Source organism: Pseudomonas sp. ICMP 460, assembly GCF_002723595.1.
Classification (GTDB): domain Bacteria; phylum Pseudomonadota; class Gammaproteobacteria; order Pseudomonadales; family Pseudomonadaceae; genus Aquipseudomonas; species Aquipseudomonas kitaguniensis.
Window position 1 is genome coordinate 47884 of the sequence record NZ_LKBR01000003.1, and the last position, 20780, is coordinate 68663.

Sequence of the window (20780 nt, forward strand, 5' to 3'; positions counted from 1 at the left end):
GGCAAAATCCGCCCTGAGGTCGTTCACAGACTTAGATCTTGCCGACCAGGTCCAGGGACGGAGCCAAGGTGGCCTCGCCTTCTTTCCACTTGGCTGGGCAGACTTCGCCTGGGTGAGCAGCAACGTACTGAGCAGCCTTGATTTTGCGCAGCAGCTCGGAAGCGTCACGGCCAACACCACCGTCGTTCAGTTCAACGATCTTGATCTGACCTTCCGGGTTGATCACGAAAGTACCGCGGTCTGCCAGGCCAGCTTCTTCGATCAGTACGTCGAAGTTGCGGGAGATGGTCAGGGTTGGGTCGCCGATCATGGTGTACTGGATTTTGCCGATGGCTGGCGAAGTGTTGTGCCAGGCAGCGTGAGCAAAGTGGGTGTCGGTGGAAACGCTGTAGATTTCGACGCCCAGTTTCTGGAATTCGGCGTAGTTGTCAGCCAGGTCTTCCAGTTCGGTTGGGCAAACGAAGGTGAAGTCAGCCGGGTAGAAAAATACTACGGACCATTTGCCTTTCAGATCAGCTTCCGACACGTCTACGAAGTTGCCGTTTTTGTAGGCGGTAGCTTTGAACGGTTTTACTTGGCTGTTGATGATAGGCATCGTTGAATCTCCGTCAGGGTTAAGAAGTTGATGGGGTGAATCCTACCCACTCTTTCGGCTGGTGGCTCATTGGCAAACCTGATGCTAACGATTGGTTTTCCCTATCAAGTGACGGTATTAATAGAAGAAAACTCAAATCAGCGCCGGGGTGGCCAGGGTCATGCCGAGAAAGGGCGCGGCTTCAACATAGCGCATCGCAGATTTGATGTCGCTCCAGCCGACGTAACTCATCAGCGACTTGAGGTCCCAGCCACTGCGATGCGCCCAGCTCGCAAAGCCGCGCCGCAGCGAGTGACTGGTGTATTGATCGGCAGGAATGCCGGCGCGCTCCAACGCCTGACGCAGCAACGGGATCACGCTGTTGGGGTGCAAGCCCTCCTCGCCCAGGTTGCCCCAACGGTCCACCGCGCGGAACACCGGGCCACGCACCAAGGCCGAAGCGCTGAGCCATTCACTGTACGCCTGCACCGGGCACAGGCGCAGCAGCGCCGGGGTTTGATAGGTTTTGCCGAGATTCTCGCGATCACTTTTGCTGCGCGGCAAGTACAGGCTGATGCCGGCGCCGGGCGTGGCCTGCACATGCTCAATCGCCAAGCGGCAGAGCTCGTCACTGCGAAAACCGCGCCAGAAGCCCAGCAGAATTAACGCAGTGTCGCGCTTGGCGCGTAGCAAGCGCGGCTGATCATCAGCCTCGCGCGCAGCGTTTGCATCCTCTTGCAGAAACCCGACGACCTGCTCCAGATGCTTGAGCTGCAAAGGCTCGGCTTGTTTTTCACGCGCCGGGTGCACGGCGCGAATGCCCTTGAGCACTTTGCGCACCACCGGCGCCTTGGTCGGGTCGGGAAAACCCTGGCTGGTGTGCCACTGCGCGAGTGCCGAGAGCCGCAGCTTCAAGGTGTTCACCGCCAACACGCCTGCATGCGCGACCAGGTAGCGCGCCACGCTGTCACTGGTAGCCGGCAGGAACCCGCCCCAACTAACTTCGAAGTGTTCGATCGCCGCACGGTAACTGCGCCGCGTGTTATCGCGGGTGGCGGCATTGAGGTAACGGTCCAAGTCGCTCATAAGGGGCCTATTCGTACTGCCAGCGGGTGTATCGGCGGTTAAAACGCTAGTGAGACGGGATAATACGCCAATATCCCATCTGATAAATCCTAAATTTAAACGTTTTTAGAATCGTGTTATAGTACGTATATACATACTACGTAACACAGTACTAAATCGACGGAGACCTCATGGCACGCGGCGGCATAAACAAAGCAGTGGTTCAAACGGCGCGCCTGGCACTCATTGCCCGTGGCGAAAACCCCAGCATCGACGCGGTACGCATCGAAATGGGCAATACCGGCTCGAAAACCACGATTCACCGCTATTTGAAAGAGCTGGACGACAGCGAAACCCGGTTGACCATCACCGAAGCGCCGATTGACGACGAACTCGGTGAGCTGGTGGCGCGGCTGGCGCAGCGCTTGAAAGAAAAGGCGCAGGAGCCCATCGACCTGGCCTTGGCGCAATTCGAACAGCACAAAGCCGCCCTGCTCGCCCAGGTAGAAACGCTGGAAGCCGCGCACAGCCAGCTCAAGCAGCAATTTGATATTCAAGGCGCGGCGCTGGCCGAAGAAAGCGCGGCCCTGCTCACCACCAGCGCCAGCTTGCAGACCGAGCAAACCCGTAACGCCGGGCTCAGCCAGGCGTGCAGCGATTACGAATTAAGGATTAACGACAAGGACGAGCAGATTCGCTCGCTGGAAGAAAAGCACCTGCACGCGCGCGATGCGCTGGAGCATTACCGCAACGCGATCAAAGAGCAGCGTGAGCAGGAGCAACGTCGCCACGAAGGCCAACTGCAACAGGTACAGGCAGAACTCCGTCAGGCCCAGCAAAGTGCGATGGTGCGCCAGGATGAAATCACCCAGCTGCACCGCGACAATGAGCGGCTATTGATCGAGCATCGGGTGACGGCGAAGGAATTGGCCGCGCTGCAGGAGCAAACCCGCAAAGACCAAGCGCTGCAGCTCACGTTGAGCCAGCAGGTCAGCCTGATTGAAAGTGAACGCACGCTGCTTCAAGAACGTTTGCGAGTGGCAGTGCTGGAGAGCCAATCACGCCAGCAAGCCCTGACCGAACAGCAAAACGCCCACAAAGCCCTGGAGTTGGACCTGATCAAGGCCCAGGCCAGCATTGAGGCATTGCGCCTGGCGGCCGCCGTTGCAACGGCGCCAGAGGCAACGCCCGACACCTGATCAGTCGTCGACAGGCGTGCGCATGGTGACGAACTCTTCCGCCGACGTCGGGTGCACGCCAATGGTCTCGTCGAACTGCTGCTTGGTCGCGCCAGCCTTGAGCGCGATCGCCAAGCCCTGGATGATTTCGCCAGCGTCGGGGCCAACCATGTGGCAACCCAGCACCTTGTCGGTGTCGGCGTCGACCACCAGTTTCATCAAGGTTTTTTCCTGGCAGTCGGTCAGCGTCAACTTCATCGGCCTGAAGCGGCTTTCGAACAGTTGCACACGGTGGCCGTTCTTCTTCGCCTCTTCTTCGGTCAGGCCGACAGTGCCGATATTCGGCAGGCTGAACACCGCCGTCGGGATCATCGCGTAATCGACCGGGCGGTATTGCTCAGGCTTGAACAAACGCCGCGCCACCGCCATGCCTTCGGCCAGCGCAACCGGGGTCAATTGCACGCGACCAATCACATCGCCAATCGCCAGGATCGATGCGTCGGCGGTCTGGTACTGCTCATCCACTTCGACAAAACCGCGCTCGTCCAACTTCACGCCCGTGTTTTCCAGGCCGAGGTTGTCGAGCATTGGCCGGCGACCCGTGGCGTAGAACACGCAATCGGCTTCCAGCTCGCGGCCGTCTTTCAGCGTGGCCTTGAGGCTGCCGTCCGCCTGTTTGTCGATGCGCTCGATGTCGGCATTAAACTGCAGGTCCAGGCCGCGCTTGGTCAACTCTTCATGCAGGTGCTTGCGCACCGAACCGTCGAAGCCGCGCAAGAACAGGTCGCCGCGGTACAGCAGCGTGGTGCGCGCGCCCAAGCCATGGAAAATGCCGGCGAACTCAACCGCAATGTAACCACCACCCACCACCAGCACGCGTTTGGGCAGCTCTTTGAGGAAGAACGCTTCATTGGAGCCGATGGCGTGTTCGCGCCCTGGAATGTCCGGAATCTGCGGCCAGCCGCCGGTAGCGATCAAGATGTGCTTGGCGGTAAAGCGTTGGCCATTGATCTCTACCTGGTGCGGATCGACCAGGCGTGCGTGGCCCTCATGCAGGGTCACGCCGCTGTTGACCAGCAGGTTGCGGTAGATGCCATTAAGGCGATTGATTTCGCGATCTTTGTTGGCGATCAAGGTCGCCCAATCAAATTTTGCTTCGCCCAACGACCAGCCGAAACCACTGGCTTGCTCGAAGTCCTCGGCGAAATGCGCGCCGTAGACCAACAATTTTTTTGGCACGCAGCCGACGTTGACGCAGGTGCCGCCCAAGTAGCGGCTTTCCGCCACGGCTACCTTGGCGCCAAAACCTGCGGCAAAACGCGCCGCGCGCACACCGCCGGAACCGGCGCCAATTACATACAGATCAAAATCGTAGGCCATTTCATTCTCCTCGGCAGGGCATCAGCATACCGACTTAGATGGGGCCGAAAAACCAAAAAGCCACCCGAAGGTGGCTTTTTACTTACATCGGCATAGCAGTCAGGCAAGCCTGAATCAGTAAGCCTTGCCCGTCTTGTAGAAGTGCTCGAAGCAGAAGTTGGTTGCCTCGATGTAGCCTTCAGCACCGCCGCAGTCGAAACGCTGGCCTTTGAATTTGTAGGCGATTACGCAGCCGTCTTTGGCTTGCTTCAACAGGGCGTCGGTGATCTGGATTTCGCCGCCCTTGCCTGGCTCGGTTTCTTCGATCAGCTTGAAGATGTCCGGGGTCAGGATGTAACGACCGATGATCGCCAGGTTCGACGGAGCGTCTTCCGGGTTTGGCTTCTCGACCATGTCGCGAACGCGGATCAGGCCATCACCAATTTCGTCGCCGGCGATCACGCCGTACTTGTTGGTTTGCGATGGGTCTACTTCCATCACCGCAACGATGGTGCAACGGTATTTCTTGAACAGATCAACCATCTGTTCCAGAACGCCTTTGCCGTCGAGGTTTACACACAGGTCATCCGCCAGCACCACGGCGAACGGTTCGTCACCGATCAGTGGGCGACCGGTGAGGATTGCGTGGCCAAGGCCTTTCATCTGGGTTTGACGGGTGTAGGAGAACGAGCACTCGTCGAGCAGTTTGCGGATACCGACCAGGTACTTTTCCTTGTCGGTGCCCTTGATCTGGTTTTCCAGCTCGTAGCTGATGTCGAAGTGGTCTTCCAGTGCGCGCTTACCGCGGCCGGTGACGATGGAGATTTCGTTCAAACCGGCATCCAGTGCCTCTTCGACGCCGTACTGAATCAGTGGCTTGTTCACCACCGGCAGCATCTCTTTGGGCATGGCCTTGGTCGCTGGCAAGAAGCGAGTGCCGTAACCGGCTGCTGGGAACAAGCATTTCTTGATCATATGAGTCCTTACAAAGGGCTGTGCGTACGGAATTCGGCGCAGTCTAATGAGGCCGCAGTCACCTTACAATGGCTCCTGCTGGCGTTGCGATGTCAACATAGAGAAAAAATGTCGGCGTAAGTTCCGCTAATCATACAAAGAGCGTCACCAGTGGTTACACAAAACCGGCCTGAGCGCCTTTGTTTAAAAGGCCTCTGACTGTTTTAGCACGCTTTTGGGTGTAGAACACTGCGCTGCAACAACTTGCGCGCGTTCGGGGCATTTGGCGCTATCATTGCGCCCTTGAACCAGACCACGAGATTGTTAATAGATGTCAGAACCAAAAGGTGTAAACGGCTACCTGATCACCCAGCGCGCAGACGGCTGGCACTTGATCAACTTCCACGGTGACAGTGTTGCCGGCGCATTCGCGACCGAGAGTCAGGCAGTGGCAGTCGCCGAAGTATTTGTGGATGAAGCGGGTCACGCGTCCAGCGCACGGCCGAAGAAGAAGTAAGCGTTCAAAAGCTTGCGCACAAAGCCCCGTTGAACGGGGCTTTGTAGTGTTTGTCTGTACCTTGATGGCAGTTAGCTATAATCTGCTGCAAACGCCCCACGACAGTGTCAGCGCCCCTCCAACACCTCGACGACGACCTTACACATGAACAAGATTCTGGCACTGGCTGCGGCACTGACGCTGATCACCGGCTGCACCACCACCTCTGATACCTACTTGAAAAACGGCGAGCAAGGTTTGACCATCGACTGTTCTGGCGAGGCGAACTCCTGGGCCAGTTGCTACGAGAAAGCTGACGCTTCCTGCGCCGGCACCGGCTACCGCATCGTCGGAACCGAAGGCACGCCGTCGCTGAAAGAAGACGACAAGACCCTCGGCAAAGACGTCGGCAACTTCAAGGGCCGCAGCGTGGTTGTGGTCTGCAAGTAAGCCGCAGGGCTACAGGTGAATTTCGGCGAACTTGATCCCGAGTTCGCGCAGCAACTCGATCAAATCGTCCAGCTTCGCAAATGACTCAACCTCATCCTGCTCATCCACCAGGAAATAACTGCGCCCGCCGCTTTTCTTGAAAAATACGATCCACTCGCCAAGATCGGCAGGGTTCTGGATGACATGGGTGGCCGAGATCTGACCCTCGGCGTGGCGGGCTCTGACGTGTTCACGTTTCATGGCGGGCTTCCAAAAAAGACAAGTGCCGTGCAACCTCAACCGTTGCGCGGCATTTTTTGCATTGAATAACCGACAGTTTAACGGCGCCTTCGCCACCGCGCCGACATCAGCACAAAAAAAGCCTGACACTGCAACCGCAGCGTCAGGCTTTTTTATCGGACTCAACTGTGTGCGGGTTAAACCTGTGAAGGCTCAGCCGGAGATACAATCTTCCCCGGCTTTTTTAACGTCACCCGGGCGGATAGGCACATTCGACATGCTCTCATAGAGCTTGATGCTGCTGCCGCTGGAGCGGTCGTCAATTTCGAAGATCGCCGACGGGTCAGACGAGAATTTCTGCGGCACAATGACCTGCACACCGTCCTTATGCGGTTCGATCTGCGGCGGGCGGCGAGTCGCGGCCAACTTGCGGACCACGCATGCGGCATACTCAGGCGGTTTTTTGCCTGAAATGACCACCAGGGTTGGCGGGGTCTGCTTGATATCTGCAACCGAAGCACAGCCACCCAACGCCAAGGCCAGCACCAACACACTCCACTTCATACGAACACCTCCGATAAAGACCCTAGGACAGCGCCGAGAGAAAATTTCTCCCATCAATGTAGGACTTATCTCTAAAAACCTGAGAAATAACTGTTTTAAATTGTCGAACTCATCGACGACGACCCGATAATAACCGCGCTAGGGCTGATAAACTCTATCTTATCCTACGTATCATTCTGATTTTTCAGAAAAAGCCCTTCTGGAGACACCCCATGAAATTCATCCACCAGCGCGAGCATCTCAACGAGGGCGACATCGTGGTCATCGAATGCTCGCAGACCTGCAACATTCGTTTGATGAGCGACGCCAACTTCCGCAGCTTCAAGAACGGTGGCCGCCACACCTACCACGGCGGCGCATTCGAGGACTTCCCGGCCAGAATCACCGCGCCGAGCACCGGGTTCTGGAACATTACCCTGGACGTGGTCACCCGCCGCGCCATCAGCGTTACGCGCAAGCCTGCTTTGTCCCACAAGATTCGCATCGTTCGTCGCACCAGCAGCAAACTGAGCTGATCCGAGCACTCGACAGGAAGATAGCTGTGACCACCACGACTAAATACGTCATTAATTACAAGCTTAACGGCGAACGCCGCTTTGAATTCGCGCAGTTAAAAACCAACAGCGTCGATGAAGCCAAGCATGCGCTGGCGAAGATGCACGATGACAGCGACAAAATCACCGATGTAAAAGTGAGCAAGGCGCTGTAAGCCATGCCAGGCCCGACTGCTGATTTGTTCGCCGATGACGCCCTGCAACAACCCGCGCGGCGCGAGCAGATTGGCGAAGAGTCTTACGTGCTCAGGGGCTACGCCCTGCCCTGGATTGAGCGCCTGCTGCCTGAACTGCGTGGGGTGCTGGCGCAATCGCCGTTTCGGCAGATGGTCACGCCCGGTGGGTTCACCATGTCGGCGGCGCTGAGCAGTTGCGGCGAGCTGGGCTGGACCACCGACAGTGCCGGTTATCGTTACAGCCCCCTTGACCCGCGCAGCCAGCAACCGTGGCCGGCGATGCCAGAGGCGTTGCGCCAACTGGCGATGCTGGCGGCGACCGACGCTGGGTTCGACGCGTTTTTGCCGGATGCCTGCCTGATCAACCGCTATGTGCCTGGCGCTAAAATGTCCCTGCACCAAGACAAAAACGAGCGCTGCTACCGCGCGCCGGTGGTCTCGGTGTCGCTGGGCCTGCCGGCGATTTTTCTGTTTGGCGGCCACGCGCGCAGCGACAAGACGCAAAAGATCTCGCTGTTCCACGGCGACGTGGTGGTCTGGGGCGGCGTCGATCGCCTGCGCTTTCATGGGGTGCTGCCGATCAAGGAAGGTGCGCACCCGATCATGGGCCCGCAACGCATCAACCTGACCTTTCGCACCGCCGGCTGATTTGACCGCAAGCTTGAGGGTGCCTGGCGTGACCAACGCGGTTAATCTGCGCGTGACCCGTCAAGAGTGCAGGCCATGAGCAACCAACAAGACCCCCGCTGGGCCGCCATCGTCGCCCGCGACGCCAAGGCCGACGCGCTGTTTGTGTATGGCGTAAAAACCACCGGCGTGTATTGCCGCCCCAGCAGTGCCTCGCGCTTGCCGCGCCCGGACAATATTGAATTCTTCGACAGCGCCGCCCTCGCCGAAGCCGCAGGCTATCGCCCGAGTAAACGCGCGCTGGGTGACCAGACTCAATTGGCCGCGCACCACGCGCAGTTGGTGGCGAATGCGTGCAGGCACCTGGAGCAGGCTGAAACGCCGCCCAACCTGGAAGCGCTTGCACGCCTGGCCGGGTTAAGCCCTTTCCATTTCCATCGGGTATTCAAAGGCGTCACTGGCCTGACGCCCAAGGGTTATGCCAGCGCCCTGCGTTCGCGCAAAATACGTGACGGCCTGCACCGCCAGCACTCGGTGACCGAGGCGCTGTACGAGGCCGGCTTCAACTCCAACAGCCGCTTTTATGCCGCGGCCGAGCAACTGCTCGGCATGAAACCCAGCGATTACAAAGCCGGCGGCAGCCACAGCCAGATTCTGTTTGCCGTGGGCCAATGCTCGCTGGGCGCGATTCTGGTGGCGCAGAGCCAACGCGGCGTCTGCGCGATTTTGCTGGGGGACGACCCGGACACGCTGGTGCGCGAGCTGCAGGATAAATTTCGCAACGCCGAATTAGTCGGCGCAGATCAGGGCTTTGAACAGTTGATCGCCCACGTCGTGGGGTTTATCGAAGCGCCCGCACTGGGGTTGAATTTGCCGCTGGACTTGCGCGGCACCGCGTTTCAGGAGCGCGTGTGGCAGGCGCTGCGCGACATTCCGCCGGGCAGCACCGCCAGCTACGCGCAGATCGCCCAGCGCATCGGCGCGCCCAAGTCGTTTCGCGCGGTGGCTCAGGCCTGTGCCGCCAACGCGCTGGCGGTGGCGATTCCGTGCCATCGCGTGGTGCGCAGTAACGGCGAACTGTCGGGCTACCGCTGGGGCATAGAACGCAAGCGCCAACTGCTGGAGCGAGAACACGGCGGTGCAGAGCTTCACGAAACGTCGCCTTCGTCCAGTGAATAAAACGCACTGGCCGCGCGCCAAGCGCCCTGCTACAACAGCGCCACGCCTTACTGACGCTGGAGACGCATCCGCCATGAGCACCTGGCCAGACACCCGAATTCTCGACCTCTTGGGCATTGATTTGCCCATCATCCAGGCGCCCATGGTTGCGGCGACCACCACCGCCATGGTCAGCGCGGTGAATGCAGCGGGCGGCCTCGGTTCGATGCCGGCGGCCGGGTTGAGCATCGAGCAACTGCGCGAAGCCTTGACCACCCTGCGCCAGGCAAACGTGCGCCCGCTCAACGTGAATTTCTTCTGCCATCAACCGCCTGTGGCCGATGCACAACGTGACCGGCACTGGAAGAACTTGCTGGAGCCCTACTACCACGAACTGGGCGCCGACTTCGACGCGCCGACCCCGGTGTCTGATCGCGCGCCCTTCAACGATGCCGCCTGCAAAATCGTTGAAGCGTTTCGCCCAGAAGTGGTGAGTTTTCACTTCGGCCTGCCGGAACAGGCCTTGCTCGACCGGGTAAAAGCCACCGGCGCCAAGGTGCTGTCGTCAGCCACCACCGTGGCCGAAGCCGTGTGGCTGGAGCAGCACGGCTGCGATGCAATTATTGCGATGGGCATTGAGGCAGGCGGGCATCGCGGGTTGTTTCTCAGCGACGACCTGAATACCCAGATTGGCCTGATGGCACTGCTGCCGCAAATTGTCGACGCGGTCAGCGTGCCGGTGATTGCCGCAGGCGGCATCGGCGATGCCCGCGGGATCGTCGCGGCATTCGCGCTTGGCGCGTGCGCCGTGCAGCTTGGCACCGCGTACCTGTTTACAGACGAGGCCAACATCAGCGCGTCCCACCGGCATGCGTTGCAACATGCGCAAGCCAGCGACACCGCGTTGACCAACCTGTTTACCGGCCGCCCGGCGCGCGGCATCGTGAACCGCGTGATGCGCGAACTGGGCGCGATCAACCCGGCAGCGCCTGCATTCCCCACCTCGGGCGGCGCGTTGATGCCGCTCAAAGCGCGTGATGAAGCGGGTTTCAGCAACTTGTGGTCGGGGCAGGCACTGCGCTTGGGCAAACACATGCCCGCTTACGAACTGACGCGCGAATTGGCCGAGCAAGCGCTGGCCAGGCTGTAGCGTTTCAACACTGAGGCGAGTGGCCCGGAGAACTTTGCACTGTACCGGCGATGGCCAACCGCTATATATTCCCGTACATAGCGGTAAAGCCACCTGCCTATAACGCAACGTACAATCCTCGCCTCATAAAAAGGAGCTGCTTCATGATGATCCGCGCCTCACGCCTGGCCCCCACTGCCCTGGCCAGCCTGATTGCCGCCTTCGCCTTTGGTTCGGCCCACGCCGATGAAGTGCAAGTCGCCGTCGCCGCCAACTTCACGGCGCCGATCCAGGCGATTGCCGCCGACTTCAAAAAAGACACCGGCCACACACTGGTCGCCGCCTACGGTGCCACCGGCCAGTTCTATACGCAGATCAAGAACGGCGCGCCGTTTGAAGTGTTCCTCTGTGCGGACGACACCACCCCGCAAAAGCTCGAAAGCGAAGGTGACACGGTCAAAGGTTCGCGCTTCACTTACGCCGTCGGTACGCTGGCGCTGTGGTCGGCAAAAGAAGGCTACGTGGATGCCAAGGGCGACGTGCTGAAGAGAAATGACTTCAAGCACCTGTCCATCGCCAACCCGAAAGCTGCGCCGTACGGCCTGGCCGCCACCCAAGTGCTGGCCAAGCAAGGCTTGACCGAGAAGGTCAAGGACAAGCTGGTCGAAGGCCAGAACATCACCCAGGCCTACCAATTCGTGTCCACCGGCAATGCCGAGCTGGGTTTTGTGGCGCTGTCGCAGATTTACAAGGACGGCAAAGTCACCCGCGGCTCGGCGTGGATCGTGCCGGCGTCGATGCACGACCCGATCAAGCAGGACGCGGTAATCCTCACCAAAGGTAAAGACAGCGCCGCCGCCAAAGCCCTGGTTGAATACCTCAAAGGCCCGAAAGCCGCTGCGGTGATCAAGGCCTACGGTTACGAGCTGGCCAACTGAATGCCGCTGTCGAGTGCCGATTTTTCGGCGATCTGGCTGACCATCAAGCTGGCGTCACTGACCACCGTGATTCTACTGATCATCGGCACTCCGATTGCGCTGTGGCTGTCGCGCACGCGTTCCTGGTGGCGCGGCCCGATTGGGGCCATCGTCGCCCTGCCGTTGGTGCTGCCACCGACGGTGATCGGCTTTTACCTGCTGTTGACCATGGGCCCGCATGGCTATTTCGGCCAGTTCACCCAATGGCTGGGGCTGGGCACCCTGACGTTCAGCTTCGCCGGGCTGGTGATTGGCTCGGTGATCTATTCCATGCCGTTTGTGGTGCAGCCGTTGCAAAACGCCTTCGCCGCCATCGGCACCCGCCCATTGGAGGTGGCCGCGACCTTGCGGGCGAATCCGTGGGACACTTTTTTCACGGTGATTTTGCCGCTGGCGCGCCCCGGATTTATCACTGCCTCAATTCTTGGCTTTGCGCATACGGTGGGTGAGTTTGGCGTGGTGCTGATGATCGGCGGCAACATCCCGGACAAAACCCGCGTGGTCTCGGTGCAAATCTACGACCACGTCGAAGCCATGGAATATGCCCAGGCGCACTGGCTGGCGGGCTCGATGGTGGTGTTCGCGTTCCTCGTGTTGCTGGCGCTTTACTCCAGCCGTAAAACCAAAATGGGCTGGAGCTGACCACGATGATAGACGTACGACTGCACCTCAACTATGCAGGCTTTGCGCTGGACGTCGACCTGCACCTGCCCGGCCGTGGCGTGAGCGCGCTGTACGGGCATTCCGGCTCCGGCAAAACCACCTGCCTGCGCTGCATCGCCGGGCTGGAGCGCGCCGAAGCCGGCTTTGTTCAGGTTAACGATGAGGTTTGGCAAGACAGCCGTAACGGGCTGTTTGTGCCGCCGCATAAACGCGCGCTGGGTTATGTGTTCCAGGAAGCGAGCCTGTTCCCGCACCTGTCGGTGCGGGCTAATCTTGAGTTCGGTCTCAAGCGCATACCGCGCCAACAGCGGCGCGTGGACATGGCCCAGGCCACCGAACTGCTCGGCATCGGCCACTTGCTTGAGCGCCATCCGCAGCACTTGTCCGGCGGTGAGCGCCAGCGCATCGGCATTGCGCGCGCGCTGCTCACCAGCCCCACATTGTTGTTGATGGATGAACCGTTGGCGGCGCTCGACAGCAAACGCAAAGGCGAAATACTGCCTTACCTCGAACGCCTGCACGACGAGCTGGACATACCGGTGCTGTACGTCAGCCACGCGCAGGACGAAGTAGCGCGGCTGGCGGATCACATCGTGCTGCTCAGCGACGGCAAAGCCCTGGCCAGCGGCCCGATCGGTGAAACCCTGGCGCGGCTCGACCTGCCGCTGGCGTTGGGCGACGACGCCGGCGTGGTGATCAACGGCACGGTCAGCGCCTACGACGCGCACTATCAACTGCTGACCTTGCAACTGCCTGACAGCCCGCTGCAGATACGCGTGGCCCACGCGCCGCTGGCGTTGGGCAAACAGTTGCGGGTCAAGGTGCAAGCGCGCGACGTCAGCCTCAGCCTGCAGGCGCAAGAGCCGAGCAGCATTCTTAACCGTTTGCCGGTGACGGTCACCCAAGACATCGCGGCGGATAACAGCGCCCACGTGCTGGTGCGCCTCGACGCGGGCGGCACGCCGTTGCTGGCGCGCATTACGCGCTTCTCCCGCGACCAGTTGCAACTGCACCCCGGCCAGCAACTGTGGGCGCAAATCAAGGCGGCGGCGGTGCTGGCCTAACTAATTGGCACGCGCGCAAAACTCTGCGGTCAATCAGACATACCGGCCTGATCTTGCCAAGGAATTTGCACCATGCCCGACTCTGCGTTGCTTGCCGACTTGCCCCGTGACCTGCATTACGTTGACGACACCCAGCCCGGCATCCGCCGCAAAAAACTGCGCGGCAAGTTCCAGTACGTCGACGCTAAAGGCCAGCGCATTACCGATAAGGATGAGATCAAACGCCTGAACGCATTGGCCGTGCCGCCCGCCTACACCGATGTGTGGATTTGCGCCGACGCGCGTGGCCATCTGCAAGCCACCGGGCGTGATGCGCGCGGCCGCAAGCAGTACCGCTACCACGCGCGCTGGCGTGAGGTGCGCGACACCGACAAGTATTCGCGCCTGCAAGCGTTCGGCGAGGCCTTGCCGAAACTGCGCAGGCAACTGGAAGCACAAATCGCCGAGCCAGGGTTTACCCGCGAAAAAGTCCTCGCCACCGTGGTGATGCTGCTCGACGCCACGCTGATTCGCGTCGGCAATACCCAATATGCGCGTGACAACAAATCTTACGGGCTGACCACCCTGCGCACCCGCCATGTGGACGTCAAAGGCAGCGAGATCCAGTTCCAGTTTCGCGGCAAAAGCGGGGTTGAGCATCAAATCAGCGTCAAGGACCGGCGCCTGGCCACAGTGGTCAAGCGCTGCATGGAGTTGCCTGGGCAAAACCTGTTTCAGTACCTGGACGAAGACGGCGAGCGGCACACCGTCAGCTCGCATGACGTCAACGCCTACCTGCACAGCCTCACTGGCGCCGACTTCACCGCCAAGGATTACCGCACCTGGGCCGGCACCGCCCTTGCCCTCGCGGTGTTGCGCGAGCTGGAATGGCAGCCGGAATCGGATGCCAAGCGCCACGTGGTGGCGATGGTCAAGGACGTCGCCAAGCAACTCGGCAATACCCCGGCGGTGTGCCGCAAATGTTATATCCACCCTGCCGTGCTCGAACATTTCAGCCTGGGTGAGCTGTCCAAACTGCCCAAACCTCGGGTGCGCAAGGGTTTAAAAGCCGAGGAAGTCGCGCTGGCGATGTTCCTTGAACAACTGGCGGCCGATTTGCCTAAGCGCGCGCCCAAGCAAGCGCCCGGGCAAGCCAAGGCGAGTTAGCCGCTGCTGCTCTGAACCCATTGCGCAGGCAATCAAAGCGTCTTACGGTAGTGGCCAAATAATCCCACCCGGAGCCCGGCCGCATGCTGCCGTCGTCGCGCAAGCCTTACGTCAACGTCGCACTCGCGCATCGCCATCGATGGCGCGGCCGGGTCGGCTTGATGCTGGTGGCCAGCCTCTCGGTACTGGCAGGCATGACCGATGCCATCGGGTTTATGGCCAGCGGCGACTTTGTGTCGTTTATGAGCGGTAATACCACGCGCCTGGCCGTGGCGATCAGCGCGGGCGACCTCGGCCTGACCGGGCGTTTGCTGTTGCTGGTGGCGACGTTTGTTGTCGGCAATGCGTTGGGTGTGGTGGTCAGCCGCATCAGCCGGCGGCATGCCCTGCCCTTGCTGTTATGCATCGCCGCCTTGCTGTGCGGCGGTGCCGTGTGGCCCGCAAAAGATGCGTTGCCGGCGCTGTTGGCGGCGATTGTCGCGATGGGCATGCTCAATGCCGCCGTCGAAGAGGTCAACGGCCTGCCGGTAGGGCTGACCTATGTGACGGGCGCCTTGTCACGCTTTGGCCGCGGGCTGGGCCGCTGGGTGCTGGGGGAAAGGCGCAACGGCTGGCGGGTGCAGTTGATTCCGTGGGGCGGGATGTTTTTGGGCGCGATCATCGGCGCGGTGCTGGAGCAGCAACTGGGGCTGAAGGCGTTGCTGGTGAGTGGTGTATTGGCCGCCGTGCTGGGGCTGGTGTCACTGAAGATTCCGCGGCGCTGGCACTTGGGTTACATGCCGCGATAAGCCGGTAAAGATGCTCGCCCGACGTTTGGGCCTCGACGTCCATGTACTGGTAAAGAGCTTTGGCGTCGAGCGAGCGGTGTGAATCATAGGCCAATGCTCGGCGGCTGTCCCGCCGGGCATTTCCGAATATCACGCAGGCAACGGATTAAAGGCAGGTCGCGAGAGCGGCCAAGCGACGTTTGGCCGGCATCGTGTCTTCAGCCGCGAAGTAATTGACGGTAGCACCGGCGCCGGCGCTGCGCACGTCGGCAAAATAATCGCCGCCGGTGGTGTACACCGTGAAACCGCCAGCCTCGATCGGCTCCTTGAAGCCACCCGCGTCAACCCCGAACACGGCCTCGTCCTGCCAGCCGAACTGGATGCATTGCGCAACCACCAACGGCGCCTTCTGCGAAGCCAGGGTTTTGTAGGGCACGCCGGCGCGCGCTTGGGTCATCTTCGAGCTCGCGCAACCGGACAATGCTGCCACCATCAATGCGCCAATTACCAACGTTCGCATGCCATCGCCTCCTTGGAAAAACCGCGACTCTACCATTAGCAGGCGACACCCAAGCATTATTACGTCACCCTGTCGCCTACTTGTGACTGCACCTTTACCTGGAAAACCGATGACACCCAACGCCGAACGCTATAACCCGTCCACCGACTACGCCGACAAGCTGATCAGCCGCATCGGCCAGACGCCCACGTGGATTGCCAAACGCATCGGCGTCACGGACAAGCGCATCCGCTACATACTCGATGGCGAGCGCACCGTGAAGGGCGAAAGCACACCGATCCAGATGACCTACACCGAGCAGTTTGCCCTGGAGTGCCTGGCGGCAGAGGCCAAGGCCAAGAAGAAGCCAGTACCGGCGGCTGAATAAATTTAGTTTCACTGTGAAGGGAGATTGCGCCGCTTATAGTGAGCAGGCTCATTTTTTAGAAGTCTCCCTTCTGCCCGCCCTCCCGCGGGCTTTTTTTTGCCTGCCGGTTGTGGCACTTCTCGGATCAAGAGCAAGAGCACGGCGGCCTGAGTGGTTAAAGCAGATCAAAAGAGCCTTTGTGGGAGCGGGCTTGCTCGCGATTGCGGTGTGTCAGTTGAAAAATATTTACCTGACACACCGCCATCGGGAGCAAGCCCGCTCCCACAGTTTGAATGCATTCTGTTTGGGGGATTGGGTCGGCTTTCAGGCGGCCTGCATTCAGAGCCACCAACGAAGCAGATAGAACACCGCCATGCTCAGCAGCACGGTGATTAATACGCTGCGCGTGTAAACCATCAACGCCACCGCGCAAATACCGGCCAGCATGTACGGGTTGGCTAAACTCACGTTGAGCCTGTGCTCGGCAAGAAAAATGATCGGCCCGCAAATCGCCGTCAACATCCCCGGCACTGCAAACCCCAGAAACTCGCGCACGCCGCGATTGAGCCGCACCGGCAAGCGGGGTTCGATAAACAGGTAGCGGTTGAGGAACACCACTAACCCCATCAGCACAATCATGCCGTAAATCATCGCTGCGCGCTCCCCGCCAGGCCCAGCCGCTTGCACGCATAACCCGCGCTCATCCCCAGCACACCCGACACCACCACCGCCGACTCCCAGTGCAAGTAACTCAGCCATACCGAAAACAGCAGTGAAACAGCGACGCAGACTACGGTAGGTAAATCGCGCACTACCGGAGTGATCAACGCGATAAACGTCGCCGCAATCGAAAATTCCAGCCCCAACTGATCAAGCCCGGCAATGCTTTTGCCGAGCACGATGCCCGCCAAGGTGAAGAGGTTCCAGGCAATATAAAACGTCAGGCCGACGCCCAGCGCATACCAGCGGTTGAAGGTTTGACGGTCATAGTGATTGACCAGCGCAAAGAACTCGTCGGTCAACAAAAAACCCAGGCTCATGCGCCAGCGCGTATTGAGCGCCGACAACGTGGGGCGCATGTGCATGCCGTAGAGCAAGTGCTGGGACGTCAGCAACAAGGTGGTCAGTACAATCGAAATCAGGCTGGCGCCGCTTTTGACCATGCCGATAGCCACCAGTTGGGCAGCCCCGGCGAACACGATGGCGGACAAACCCTGGGCTTGCAGCGGGGTAAATTGCGCATCAATGGCCATCGAGCCGGCCAGCAGCCCCCACGGCGCACAGGCCAGGGACAGCGGAATAACGGCAATCGCGCCGCGACCGAAGGCGTAATAAGGCAGGGTTGCAGGCATGGACACGGCTCATCGACAGACAGTCGACAAGCATGCCAGCGTCATGCGGTGGTTGTCTTGAACGATCGTGCTCAGGCGAGCTTTACCGACACCAGTTCTACCGAGTCGCGCGCCAGGCGCAGCTCGTGAGCGTCTTGGTTAAGACGATGAATCGTATTGAGCAGGCGTTGACGCAGCACTTCATCGCCGAGTTTTTCGACGGCGCGCATCAGGTCAAACGCCGCCGTTTCGTTATTATCGGCGACGGCATCAAGGGTCTTGCGCAGGTTGCGAACGGCACGGGTCACGCTGATTTTTCCTTCTTTAGCAGTGGGAGGCACTTTAGGACATTCGTGTTTCAGTTTAATTTCAAACACTTGTGGTCGATTTATGCGCATTTGATCCACGTCAATCGAACTCGGGATTTTCCCTACGTACAGGCATATGCGTATTCAAAAAGGCCTGTGGGAATGCCCGGCCGGTGCCATCCGCGTGCGGTTGAGGTTATTCACCCTGTGCGCCAGCGAACTTTGTGCGTACCAACTGATCCATGCCTTGGCTACGCAACGACGCACAGCGTCTTGCGGCAATGGGCAACAGACCACAACGGGCAAGCACGTGCTGCTGAGCCCCCGGAGCGTTTATTCATGCTTGTCGCACTTGCGATTTTCATTTTCACCATCGTCTTGGTCATCTGGCAGCCCAAGGGCCTGGGTGTCGGCTGGAGCGCAACCATGGGCGCGATCCTGGCCCTGGCCCTTGGCGTCGTCAGCCTGGCTGACATTCCGGTGGTGTGGCACATCATCTGGAATGCCACTGGCACGTTTGTCGCGCTGATCATCATCAGCCTGTTGCTCGATGAAGCCGGTTTTTTTGCCTGGACCGCCCTGCACGTGGCGCGTTGGGGGCGTGGGCGCGGCCGACGCTTGTTTGCCTATATGGTGCTGCTCGGCGCGCTGGTGTCGGCACTCTTTGCCAACGACGGGGCGGCGTTGATTCTGACGCCCATCGTGATGTCGATGCTGCTGGCGCTGCGTTTTTCGCCAGCAGCCACGCTGGCGTTCGTGATGGGCGCGGGGTTTATCGCCGACACCGCGAGCCTGCCGCTGGTGGTGTCGAACCTGGTGAACATCGTCTCGGCGGATTACTTCAAGATCGGCTTCAACCAATACGCCGCCGTCATGGTGCCGGTGAACTTCGTCAGCGTGGCGGCCACGCTCGCGGTACTGATGTGGTTTTTCCGCCGCGATATTCCGCAGACCTACGACCCGGCCGACCTGGAAGAGCCGGCGAGCGCCATCCGTGACCGTGGGACTTTTCGCGCCGGCTGGTGGGTACTCGGTATTTTGCTGGTCGGCTGTTTCGCGCTGGAACCGCTGGGCATTCCCATCAGCGCGATTTCCGCCGTGTGCGCGGTGTTGCTGCTGGTGATCGCCGCCAAGGGCCACACTATTTCCACGCGCAAAGTGCTGAAGGACGCACCCTGGCAGATCGTGATCTTTTCCCTCGGCATGTATCTGGTGGTCTACGGCCTGCGCAACGCGGGCCTCACGACCTACCTGGCGACCTGGCTCGACACCTTCGCTACCTACGGCGTATGGGGCGCGGCCATGGGCACCGGCGTGCTGACGGCACTCTTGTCGTCGGTGATGAACAACTTGCCGACGGTGTTGATCGGCGCGCTGTCCATCGAGTCCAGCCATGCCGTGGGCGTGGTCAAGGACGCGATGATCTACGCCAACGTAATCGGCAGCGACCTTGGCCCCAAAATCACCCCCATCGGCAGCCTGGCCACGTTGCTGTGGTTGCATATTCTGGCGCGCAAAGGCATCACCATCACGTGGGGCTACTACTTCAAGGTCGGGATTGTGCTGACCCTGCCGGTGCTGTTGATCACCCTCGCGGCGCTGGCCGTGCGCCTGAGTGTGTAAGCGCTCGACTGAGTTGACGGCTGCAGGAACGCACGCTGCGGCCGTAAACGTGCCAACCGATACTCGATTTTGCCACCGCTGCCGTCGTATGCTTTTGCACTTTGTCGAAAGGACGCGGGCATGTTGACGATCTTTTTTTACGCACTGGTGTTCGGTTTTGTATTTTGCCTGTCGCCCGGCGCGGTGCTCGCGGAGACCTTGCGCCGTGGCCTGCTGCAAGGCTTTACCCCGGCGTTGCTGGTGCAAGTTGGTTCGCTGGTCGGCGACGCGGTGTGGGCGGTCATTGGCCTCACCGGTATTGCGCTGCTGATCCAGCATGACGCGGTGCGTGTGCCACTGACCATCGTGTGTGCGCTGTACCTCGCCTGGCTGGGCGTGCGCAGCCTGATCGATGCCTGGCATTTGCCACAAGAAAGCAGCGCACCGGCCGGCAGCGCGCAGAACGCGCTGGCGGTAGGCGCCGCGATTTCCCTGGCAAACCCTAAGAACATCGTTTATTGGGGCGCGCTGGGCAGCGCGTTGTCCGGCATCGTCGGCGCGACGCCGAGCCATGCGCAGACACTGACGTTTTTTGCAGGCTTCATGCTGGCGTCGGTGCTCTCGTGTTTTCTGACGGCGGCGCTGGTCAACCTATTGCGCAAGCATGCATCACCACTGTGGCAACGCGTCAGTTATGCACTGTGCGGGCTGGTACTCTTGTATCTGGCTGTTCTGGCCGTACGCGATGTATGAAGTTACAGCGCGCGAGTAACTTGTGAGAGCAGCGTGTCTGAATAAACTCTGAATACCGCGAGGTTTAATTAATCTTGCGTTGACATTTTGTAAGCGCCTGAGTAAATTCCCCCTGCCCGCAACTGGGGCCTTTTTTAAACCTCACAAAAGAAGCCAATGGACACAGTATCTAGTCGCTGCTCGAGCATCGCGTTAGCGGGCATCGGGCGCCAAACCCAGAATATGACAGGACTCGCCGTTTCGGTCCGGTAAGCTGCGCTAGAGCTTGATGCTCCACCGTAACTGCCTCACCGGTCGCCCGTCCGGTCCCGAGGTGTGTTATGACCTTCCAACTGATTGCTTTGCCCGATGTACGCACCCTGGCCGCCGCCCTGCGCGCCAAGCTGCACCGCGAGCCCGTGGGCTTTTCGCCTACCCGCTCGGCCTTTGCTGCACCCTCCCCTCAAGTACGCCCGGCGCCCCCGCTGGCGCACTGGCGCGCCTGCCCTGTCAGCGGCCAATTGCTGCAGCAGTGGGAGCACGCCGACCCTCAAGACCCGCAGAGACCGAAGGTTTCCACGTGGGCTCAAGCAGGCCTGATGCTCGATGTTTACCTGAGCCATCGCGCCGCTTGAACCGGCTGGAAACAGCAACTTCCCGATAACCGCTCTGGCGTTCTTTATGAACATGGCCAGTGGTGGCCCGCTGCGCGTTAGTTAATTAACGCCTGCGTGGCGGGCGCTGTAGAAGTTAAGTAACTCTCTTATTTAAACCGATCGCAAAGTTTGCGGCTCGGCATGCTTTCGCTCGCCTGTCATCAG

Annotated in this window: 27 protein-coding genes; 17 read left to right on the forward strand and 10 right to left on the reverse strand. The window is 60.0% G+C overall.

Annotation, left to right across the window (positions count from 1 at the left end; all coding sequences use genetic code 11):
- Positions 1 to 31: 31 nt before the first annotated feature.
- Together ahpC and AO240_RS03505 are read right to left on the reverse strand one after the other, a co-directional pair.
- Positions 32 to 595: an alkyl hydroperoxide reductase subunit C gene (gene ahpC / locus AO240_RS03500; RefSeq protein ID WP_056839222.1), complete on the reverse strand. Its 564-nt coding sequence runs from the start codon at positions 593 to 595 to the stop codon at positions 32 to 34.
- A gap of 132 nt (positions 596 to 727) precedes the next feature.
- The gene (locus AO240_RS03505) at positions 728 to 1660 is read right to left on the reverse strand and encodes a site-specific integrase (protein ID WP_099235164.1); all 933 of its coding nucleotides are present in this window, start codon (positions 1658 to 1660) and stop codon (positions 728 to 730) included.
- Between the two features lie 170 nt (positions 1661 to 1830).
- On the opposite strand from AO240_RS03505, the gene AO240_RS03510 reads away from it, so the two are divergent.
- A complete protein-coding gene (locus AO240_RS03510) occupies positions 1831 to 2838 on the forward strand; it encodes a DNA-binding protein (protein WP_099235165.1) in 1008 nt (335 codons plus the stop codon).
- Here the strand turns inward: AO240_RS03510 and gorA are convergent, their stop codons facing one another.
- Both gorA and galU read right to left on the reverse strand, forming a co-directional pair.
- Complete coding sequence (gene gorA / locus AO240_RS03515; protein ID WP_099235166.1) at positions 2839 to 4197, reverse strand: glutathione-disulfide reductase; 1359 nt, start codon at positions 4195 to 4197, stop codon at positions 2839 to 2841. It abuts the gene before it with no gap.
- Between the two features lie 114 nt (positions 4198 to 4311).
- Positions 4312 to 5151: a UTP--glucose-1-phosphate uridylyltransferase GalU gene (galU, locus tag AO240_RS03520; protein ID WP_058413995.1), complete on the reverse strand. Its 840-nt coding sequence runs from the start codon at positions 5149 to 5151 to the stop codon at positions 4312 to 4314.
- A 310-nt stretch (positions 5152 to 5461) separates the two neighbouring features.
- Here galU and AO240_RS03525 point away from each other — a divergent pair, with 310 nt between their 5' ends.
- Both AO240_RS03525 and AO240_RS03530 read left to right on the forward strand, forming a co-directional pair.
- Positions 5462 to 5647: a hypothetical protein gene (locus tag AO240_RS03525; protein ID WP_082649065.1), complete on the forward strand. Its 186-nt coding sequence runs from the start codon at positions 5462 to 5464 to the stop codon at positions 5645 to 5647.
- Between the two features lie 144 nt (positions 5648 to 5791).
- Positions 5792 to 6076, forward strand: a complete 285-nt coding sequence (locus AO240_RS03530; RefSeq protein WP_099235167.1) for a hypothetical protein — start codon at positions 5792 to 5794, stop codon at positions 6074 to 6076.
- Between the two features lie 9 nt (positions 6077 to 6085).
- Here AO240_RS03530 and AO240_RS03535 read toward each other — a convergent pair whose 3' ends face one another.
- Both AO240_RS03535 and AO240_RS03540 read right to left on the reverse strand, forming a co-directional pair.
- Positions 6086 to 6316 carry a hypothetical protein gene (locus AO240_RS03535; RefSeq protein WP_058413997.1) on the reverse strand — a complete coding sequence of 77 codons (231 nt, stop codon included), beginning with the start codon at positions 6314 to 6316 and terminating at the stop codon, positions 6086 to 6088.
- A gap of 192 nt (positions 6317 to 6508) precedes the next feature.
- Complete coding sequence (locus AO240_RS03540; protein ID WP_099235168.1) at positions 6509 to 6859, reverse strand: hypothetical protein; 351 nt, start codon at positions 6857 to 6859, stop codon at positions 6509 to 6511.
- A 212-nt stretch (positions 6860 to 7071) separates the two neighbouring features.
- On the opposite strand from AO240_RS03540, the gene AO240_RS03545 reads away from it, so the two are divergent.
- The 10 genes from AO240_RS03545 (at position 7072) to AO240_RS03590 (ending at position 15141) form a co-directional block, all read left to right on the forward strand.
- The gene (locus AO240_RS03545; protein WP_058413999.1) at positions 7072 to 7374 is read left to right on the forward strand and encodes a DUF1883 domain-containing protein; all 303 of its coding nucleotides are present in this window, start codon (positions 7072 to 7074) and stop codon (positions 7372 to 7374) included.
- A 26-nt stretch (positions 7375 to 7400) separates the two neighbouring features.
- Complete coding sequence (locus AO240_RS28585; protein ID WP_099235169.1) at positions 7401 to 7568, forward strand: hypothetical protein; 168 nt, start codon at positions 7401 to 7403, stop codon at positions 7566 to 7568.
- Between the two features lie 3 nt (positions 7569 to 7571).
- Positions 7572 to 8237 carry a DNA oxidative demethylase AlkB gene (gene alkB / locus AO240_RS03555; protein WP_099235170.1) on the forward strand — a complete coding sequence of 222 codons (666 nt, stop codon included), beginning with the start codon at positions 7572 to 7574 and terminating at the stop codon, positions 8235 to 8237.
- A gap of 75 nt (positions 8238 to 8312) precedes the next feature.
- Positions 8313 to 9395 carry a bifunctional DNA-binding transcriptional regulator/O6-methylguanine-DNA methyltransferase Ada gene (gene ada / locus AO240_RS03560; protein ID WP_099235171.1) on the forward strand — a complete coding sequence of 361 codons (1083 nt, stop codon included), beginning with the start codon at positions 8313 to 8315 and terminating at the stop codon, positions 9393 to 9395.
- Positions 9396 to 9468: 73 nt separating this feature from the next.
- Positions 9469 to 10524, forward strand: a complete 1056-nt coding sequence (locus AO240_RS03565; protein ID WP_099235172.1) for a nitronate monooxygenase family protein — start codon at positions 9469 to 9471, stop codon at positions 10522 to 10524.
- A 143-nt stretch (positions 10525 to 10667) separates the two neighbouring features.
- Positions 10668 to 11441, forward strand: a complete 774-nt coding sequence (modA, locus tag AO240_RS03570; RefSeq protein ID WP_099235173.1) for a molybdate ABC transporter substrate-binding protein — start codon at positions 10668 to 10670, stop codon at positions 11439 to 11441.
- On the forward strand, positions 11442 to 12122 hold the full coding sequence (gene modB / locus AO240_RS03575; protein WP_099235174.1) for a molybdate ABC transporter permease subunit: 681 nt from the start codon (positions 11442 to 11444) through the stop codon (positions 12120 to 12122).
- 5 nt (positions 12123 to 12127) lie between these two features.
- Entirely contained in the window at positions 12128 to 13207 is a 1080-nt protein-coding gene (gene modC, locus AO240_RS03580; RefSeq protein WP_099235175.1) for a molybdenum ABC transporter ATP-binding protein, read from the forward strand.
- 72 nt (positions 13208 to 13279) lie between these two features.
- Positions 13280 to 14353, forward strand: coding sequence for a DNA topoisomerase IB (locus tag AO240_RS03585; protein WP_099235176.1), 1074 nt, complete (start codon positions 13280 to 13282; stop codon positions 14351 to 14353).
- Between the two features lie 83 nt (positions 14354 to 14436).
- Positions 14437 to 15141: a YoaK family protein gene (locus tag AO240_RS03590; protein ID WP_099235177.1), complete on the forward strand. Its 705-nt coding sequence runs from the start codon at positions 14437 to 14439 to the stop codon at positions 15139 to 15141.
- 145 nt (positions 15142 to 15286) lie between these two features.
- Here the strand turns inward: AO240_RS03590 and AO240_RS03595 are convergent, their stop codons facing one another.
- A complete protein-coding gene (locus tag AO240_RS03595; protein ID WP_099235178.1) occupies positions 15287 to 15640 on the reverse strand; it encodes a hypothetical protein in 354 nt (117 codons plus the stop codon).
- Between the two features lie 109 nt (positions 15641 to 15749).
- Here AO240_RS03595 and AO240_RS03600 point away from each other — a divergent pair, with 109 nt between their 5' ends.
- On the forward strand, positions 15750 to 16007 hold the full coding sequence (locus AO240_RS03600) for a hypothetical protein (protein WP_058414009.1): 258 nt from the start codon (positions 15750 to 15752) through the stop codon (positions 16005 to 16007).
- A 318-nt stretch (positions 16008 to 16325) separates the two neighbouring features.
- Here the strand turns inward: AO240_RS03600 and AO240_RS03605 are convergent, their stop codons facing one another.
- The 3 genes from AO240_RS03605 to AO240_RS03615 form a co-directional block, all read right to left on the reverse strand.
- Entirely contained in the window at positions 16326 to 16637 is a 312-nt protein-coding gene (locus tag AO240_RS03605) for an AzlD domain-containing protein (protein ID WP_099235179.1), read from the reverse strand.
- A complete protein-coding gene (locus tag AO240_RS03610; protein WP_099235180.1) occupies positions 16634 to 17338 on the reverse strand; it encodes an AzlC family ABC transporter permease in 705 nt (234 codons plus the stop codon). The genes AO240_RS03605 and AO240_RS03610 overlap by 4 nt, the downstream gene beginning before the upstream one ends.
- Before the next feature lie 71 nt (positions 17339 to 17409).
- Positions 17410 to 17625 (reverse strand): hypothetical protein, encoded by a 216-nt coding sequence (locus tag AO240_RS03615; protein WP_099235181.1) that lies wholly within the window; start codon positions 17623 to 17625, stop codon positions 17410 to 17412.
- 339 nt (positions 17626 to 17964) lie between these two features.
- On the opposite strand from AO240_RS03615, the gene AO240_RS03625 reads away from it, so the two are divergent.
- From AO240_RS03625 to AO240_RS03635, 3 genes are all read left to right on the forward strand, one after another.
- Positions 17965 to 19248, forward strand: a complete 1284-nt coding sequence (locus AO240_RS03625) for an arsenic transporter (RefSeq protein WP_099235182.1) — start codon at positions 17965 to 17967, stop codon at positions 19246 to 19248.
- Between the two features lie 120 nt (positions 19249 to 19368).
- Positions 19369 to 19980 (forward strand): LysE family transporter, encoded by a 612-nt coding sequence (locus tag AO240_RS03630; RefSeq protein WP_099235183.1) that lies wholly within the window; start codon positions 19369 to 19371, stop codon positions 19978 to 19980.
- Positions 19981 to 20300: 320 nt separating this feature from the next.
- Positions 20301 to 20594, forward strand: a complete 294-nt coding sequence (locus tag AO240_RS03635; RefSeq protein ID WP_099235184.1) for a hypothetical protein — start codon at positions 20301 to 20303, stop codon at positions 20592 to 20594.
- Positions 20595 to 20780 lie beyond the last annotated feature (186 nt).

What these genes read in the sequence shown, in the direction of transcription:
- AO240_RS03505 (WP_099235164.1), bottom strand. Translation starts at nt 1,660, where the DNA reads ATGAGCGACTTGGACCGTTACCTCAATGCCGCCACCCGCGATAACACG.
- modA (WP_099235173.1), top strand. Translation starts at nt 10,668, where the DNA reads ATGATGATCCGCGCCTCACGCCTGGCCCCCACTGCCCTGGCCAGCCTG.
- galU (WP_058413995.1), bottom strand. Translation starts at nt 5,151, where the DNA reads ATGATCAAGAAATGCTTGTTCCCAGCAGCCGGTTACGGCACTCGCTTC.
- AO240_RS03530 (WP_099235167.1), top strand. Translation starts at nt 5,792, where the DNA reads ATGAACAAGATTCTGGCACTGGCTGCGGCACTGACGCTGATCACCGGC.
- ada (WP_099235171.1), top strand. Translation starts at nt 8,313, where the DNA reads ATGAGCAACCAACAAGACCCCCGCTGGGCCGCCATCGTCGCCCGCGAC.
- AO240_RS03545 (WP_058413999.1), top strand. Translation starts at nt 7,072, where the DNA reads ATGAAATTCATCCACCAGCGCGAGCATCTCAACGAGGGCGACATCGTG.
- AO240_RS03595 (WP_099235178.1), bottom strand. Translation starts at nt 15,640, where the DNA reads ATGCGAACGTTGGTAATTGGCGCATTGATGGTGGCAGCATTGTCCGGT.
- AO240_RS03605 (WP_099235179.1), bottom strand. Translation starts at nt 16,637, where the DNA reads ATGATTTACGGCATGATTGTGCTGATGGGGTTAGTGGTGTTCCTCAAC.
- AO240_RS03600 (WP_058414009.1), top strand. Translation starts at nt 15,750, where the DNA reads ATGACACCCAACGCCGAACGCTATAACCCGTCCACCGACTACGCCGAC.
- AO240_RS03625 (WP_099235182.1), top strand. Translation starts at nt 17,965, where the DNA reads ATGCTTGTCGCACTTGCGATTTTCATTTTCACCATCGTCTTGGTCATC.
- ahpC (WP_056839222.1), bottom strand. Translation starts at nt 595, where the DNA reads ATGCCTATCATCAACAGCCAAGTAAAACCGTTCAAAGCTACCGCCTAC.
- AO240_RS03585 (WP_099235176.1), top strand. Translation starts at nt 13,280, where the DNA reads ATGCCCGACTCTGCGTTGCTTGCCGACTTGCCCCGTGACCTGCATTAC.
- AO240_RS03630 (WP_099235183.1), top strand. Translation starts at nt 19,369, where the DNA reads ATGTTGACGATCTTTTTTTACGCACTGGTGTTCGGTTTTGTATTTTGC.
- alkB (WP_099235170.1), top strand. Translation starts at nt 7,572, where the DNA reads ATGCCAGGCCCGACTGCTGATTTGTTCGCCGATGACGCCCTGCAACAA.
- AO240_RS03565 (WP_099235172.1), top strand. Translation starts at nt 9,469, where the DNA reads ATGAGCACCTGGCCAGACACCCGAATTCTCGACCTCTTGGGCATTGAT.
- gorA (WP_099235166.1), bottom strand. Translation starts at nt 4,197, where the DNA reads ATGGCCTACGATTTTGATCTGTATGTAATTGGCGCCGGTTCCGGCGGT.
- modC (WP_099235175.1), top strand. Translation starts at nt 12,128, where the DNA reads ATGATAGACGTACGACTGCACCTCAACTATGCAGGCTTTGCGCTGGAC.
- AO240_RS03540 (WP_099235168.1), bottom strand. Translation starts at nt 6,859, where the DNA reads ATGAAGTGGAGTGTGTTGGTGCTGGCCTTGGCGTTGGGTGGCTGTGCT.
- AO240_RS03525 (WP_082649065.1), top strand. Translation starts at nt 5,462, where the DNA reads ATGTCAGAACCAAAAGGTGTAAACGGCTACCTGATCACCCAGCGCGCA.
- AO240_RS03610 (WP_099235180.1), bottom strand. Translation starts at nt 17,338, where the DNA reads ATGCCTGCAACCCTGCCTTATTACGCCTTCGGTCGCGGCGCGATTGCC.
- AO240_RS03510 (WP_099235165.1), top strand. Translation starts at nt 1,831, where the DNA reads ATGGCACGCGGCGGCATAAACAAAGCAGTGGTTCAAACGGCGCGCCTG.
- modB (WP_099235174.1), top strand. Translation starts at nt 11,442, where the DNA reads ATGCCGCTGTCGAGTGCCGATTTTTCGGCGATCTGGCTGACCATCAAG.
- AO240_RS03535 (WP_058413997.1), bottom strand. Translation starts at nt 6,316, where the DNA reads ATGAAACGTGAACACGTCAGAGCCCGCCACGCCGAGGGTCAGATCTCG.
- AO240_RS03590 (WP_099235177.1), top strand. Translation starts at nt 14,437, where the DNA reads ATGCTGCCGTCGTCGCGCAAGCCTTACGTCAACGTCGCACTCGCGCAT.
- AO240_RS03635 (WP_099235184.1), top strand. Translation starts at nt 20,301, where the DNA reads ATGACCTTCCAACTGATTGCTTTGCCCGATGTACGCACCCTGGCCGCC.